A 3,493-nucleotide genomic window follows, 5' to 3' on the forward strand; every position below is an offset into this window, starting at 1 on the left:
TCCCCTGGGCGTCACCATACGGCCCTCCAGGACGGTGGTGCCGATGTTACCGACGACGGCCGTGCAGAACATGTCCAGCTCCGCGTCCCGGAGCTGGCCGAGGGTCGTCACGCAGTACCTCTCCTCCTCGCGCCCCACGCTGCGGGCCCAGCCAGCCACGGTCTCCGGCGCCTTGTACCTCAGCAGGATGTCGCAGGCCCACTGGAGGTGCGCCGGCCGTCCGCGGCTCGCGGGATTGTAGAGGCAGACGACGAAGTCCGCCGCGGCAACGGCATCGAGGCGGCGTTCGATGAGGTTCCAGGGCGTCAGCAGGTCGCTGAGGCTGATCACGGCAAAGTCGTGCATCAGCGGCGCGCCCAGCAGGGCTGCGGCGCTGTTGGCCGCCGTGACCCCCGGGACGACCTCCACGTCGACCCGGCCCGCCGCGACCTCCAGCATCAGGCCCGCCATCCCGTAGACCCCCGGATCGCCGCTGGAGACCAGCCCCACGGTCCGGCCGGAGAGCGCGAGCTCCAGCGCCTCCCGACACCGTTCGACCTCGGCCTTCATGGGGGAGGCGCGCAGGTCCTTCCCCGGGAAAATCCGGCGGACGAGATCGATGTACGCCCTGTAGCCCAGGATCGTGTCGCAGCGCTCGAGGGCCGCCAGGGCATGGCCCGTCATCTCCTCTTTCCGGCCGGGCCCCAGCCCCACCACATAGATCATCGACGTACCTCCTCAAATTGTGGCCCCGGAGCCCCGGGGCCGCCAAGACCGTCTTCGTGCGCCGGTCTCCTGCGCGCCAGCGCGAAGGTCGTGCCGGGATAGAGGGTCTTGCTCCTCAGCAGGACGCCGTTCCCGGCGGCCAGCACCGCCGCGCGCTCGCAGACGTTGTCCACGCCCGTCGCCAACCGCACCCGCTCCGAGGCGGAGAACCGTCCTGGGACCGCCCTCAGCGCGTCCGCGGGAAACGTCAGGAACGGGACGCCGTAGCGTTCCGCAAGCGCAATCAGGGCCTGCTCGTCCCTCTTGAGGTCTATCGAGGCCACGGCGCAGAGCGACAGGGGCGAGACCCCCGCGCCCTCCAGGAAATCCGCCGCCGCCTTCGCAGTGGCCTCCGGGTCCGAGCCCCTCCGGCACCCCGCCCCGAGCACCAGGCGCCGAGGCCGAAGCCACAGCGTCACGGGCCACGGCGCGGGCTGCTCCTGCTCCGTCACCGCCACCCCGACGGGCCGGCCCTCCAGAATCGCGGACGAGACCTGTTTGACGGCTCCCAGGTTCTCGATGGCGCAGTCGTTCTCCACCGCCCACTCGTCCGCCGCAACGAGGCCGTTGACGTCCGTGGCCGTCGTGAGCACCGCAGCTCCGCCCGTCAGGGCCGCGATGCGGCGGGCCAGCGCGTTGGCCCCGCCGATGTGTCCCGACAGGATCGGAACGACGTGCCGGCCTCGCTCGTCCAGCACGAGCACCGCCGGATCCTCCGCCTTGCTCCGCACATGAGGCGCGACGGCCCGCACCGCGATGCCGCAGGCACAGACGAACACCAGGGCCTCCGCATGGGGAAACCAGAGCTCCGCCCAATCGCCCACCGTCCCCTCCAGGGGCTCCGTACCCGGGACGAGGCAGCGGCCGGGCACGAAGGCACGCCCGCCGAGCGCCCCCGCCAGCCGGGCGGCCAGCGCCGCGCCCGCGCGGGTGAACGCGGCCAGGACGATGCCGCCGGGCCCGCTCAAGGCTCCGCCTTCCCGTGCCGGTACCCGTGCTCGAACGCCGGGTCGTAGAGCTTCGAGAGCTCGTAGGTATCGCCGAGGAAATCGCCCACCAGTACCAGGGCCGTCCGGGTGATCGCCTCGGCCTCCGCCGCGTCCGGCAGCGCCGCCAGCGTTCCGCGCAGCACCCGCTCGTCCGGCCAGGACGCCCTGTACACCAGAGCGGCGGGCGTGTCCTCGGGGTATCCACCCGCGACGAGCTCGGAACAGAGCTTCCTCAGCATCCCCGTGGAGAGGAAGAGGACCATCGACGCGCGGTGGGCCGCCAGCGAACGGATGCCCTCGCGCTCCGGCACGGGCGTGCGGCCCTCCATGCGGCTGATGACGAGCGTCTGGCTCACCCCCGGCAGGGTGTACTCCACCCCGACCGCGGCGGCGGCGGCGCAGAAGGAGCTGACCCCCGGCACGACCTCGAAGGGGATGCCGCGGACACGAAGGGCGTCCATCTGCTCCCGGATCGCCCCGTAGAGCGAGGGGTCGCCCGTGTGGAGCCGGACGGTCGTCACGCCGCGCCCGTGCCCCTGAACGAGCTTCTCCAGCACCTCGTCCAGCGTCATGGACGCGCTGTCGAAGACCTCGCAACCCTCCGGGACGTAATCCAGAAGCGCGGGGTTCACGAGCGACCCCGCGTAGACGACCATCCCCGCCCGGCGCAGGAGCTCCGCGCCCCGCAGGGTGATCAGGTCCGGGGCCCCGGGCCCCGCGCCGACGAAATGAATCATCGTAAAGAACGACCTCCCCGATACACTTCCAGTCCAAGGGTTGACCTCATGAAGCGTTTTATTTCAGGACTCGTCCAACCTGAAATCCAAGATGCTCTTCGCTAGAAGACAGAAAATACCCTATTCCAGTTCTAAATCACTCAGAGACGATAAGCAGAAAGCCAGCGAGGAACGAGCTGTGCGAATCTCTTAGTTTTTTATCAGGCGGCTACTTGTCTACGTCGCAGACGAAGTCATTGGATTTCGTCTGCTTAAACGCAGTATACGGGTGATTTAGAATTGGAATGAAATCCTCGCGCAAAGCAGCGTCACCGGGTTCCTGGCCTCCATCAACAACAAACTTCCGCCCAGCGGCCGGGAGGCGCTCACGGCGACCTGGACCGCCTCCAAGTCCCGGTAACCCGGCCCGCTCAGGGCCGTCACGGCCTCGCTCAGGGTCTGGAGCGTGACGGCGGAGACGACGACCCGAAGGGGTCCACTCCGGCCCGGGATACGGGTCAGACGCGATAGGAGCTCGGAGAGCTCCCCTCCGCTTCCTCCGACGAAGACGTGGGTCGGATTGGGCAGGGCGTCCAGGACGGCCAGGGCACGGCCGAGCCGGATCGTCATGTTGTGGAGCCGGAACTTCTCCCGGTTGCGCTCGAGCAGGGCCACTGCCTCCGGCCCGCACTCCACGGAGCAGACCTCCCCATCGGGACAGGCCAGGGCCGCCGCGACGGAGACGGACCCCGTCCCCGCGCCGATGTCCCAGAGCACGGACTCGGGACCGAGCTCCAGGCGGTCCAGCACGACCGACCGCACCTCCTCCCGCGTCATGGGGACCCCGCCGCGCTCGAAATCCGCGTCGCGCGGCCGTCCGAAGGGCGGCGTCCAGGGCGCGGCGTTCCGCACCAGCATCAGGGAGAGCGGGTCGAAGTCCCGGCCGGCCAGGTCGGCGGGCGCCCCGCGCGTCACGCGCTCGTCCGGGTAGCTCAAGCGCTGTCTCTTATACACATCTGACGCTGCCGACGACTAGTCGAGTGT

Annotated in this window: 4 protein-coding genes; all 4 read right to left on the minus strand. The window is 69.6% G+C overall.

All coding sequences use genetic code 11. From position 1 onward, the window contains the following. A partial coding sequence (gene cobJ / locus ABLA28_RS11015; RefSeq protein ID WP_347713704.1) for a precorrin-3B C(17)-methyltransferase occupies positions 1-705 on the minus strand: 705 nt, incomplete at its 3' end. After that, positions 702-1,712: a cobalamin biosynthesis protein gene (locus ABLA28_RS11020; RefSeq protein ID WP_347713705.1), complete on the minus strand. Its 1,011-nt coding sequence runs from the start codon at positions 1,710-1,712 to the stop codon at positions 702-704. The genes cobJ and ABLA28_RS11020, both read right to left, overlap by 4 nt. After that, the gene (gene cobM, locus ABLA28_RS11025; RefSeq protein WP_347713706.1) at positions 1,709-2,470 is read right to left on the minus strand and encodes a precorrin-4 C(11)-methyltransferase; all 762 of its coding nucleotides are present in this window, start codon (positions 2,468-2,470) and stop codon (positions 1,709-1,711) included. The genes ABLA28_RS11020 and cobM overlap by 4 nt, the downstream gene beginning before the upstream one ends. A 273-nt stretch (positions 2,471-2,743) precedes the next feature. Next, the gene (gene cbiT, locus ABLA28_RS11030; RefSeq protein WP_347713707.1) at positions 2,744-3,463 is read right to left on the minus strand and encodes a precorrin-6Y C5,15-methyltransferase (decarboxylating) subunit CbiT; all 720 of its coding nucleotides are present in this window, start codon (positions 3,461-3,463) and stop codon (positions 2,744-2,746) included. Positions 3,464-3,493: the final 30 nt, after the last annotated feature.

Source organism: uncultured Fretibacterium sp., from assembly GCF_963544685.1.
Lineage (GTDB): Bacteria > Synergistota > Synergistia > Synergistales > Aminobacteriaceae > CAJPSE01.

What these genes read in the sequence shown, in the direction of transcription:
- cobM (WP_347713706.1), bottom strand. Translation starts at nt 2,470, where the DNA reads ATGATTCATTTCGTCGGCGCGGGGCCCGGGGCCCCGGACCTGATCACC.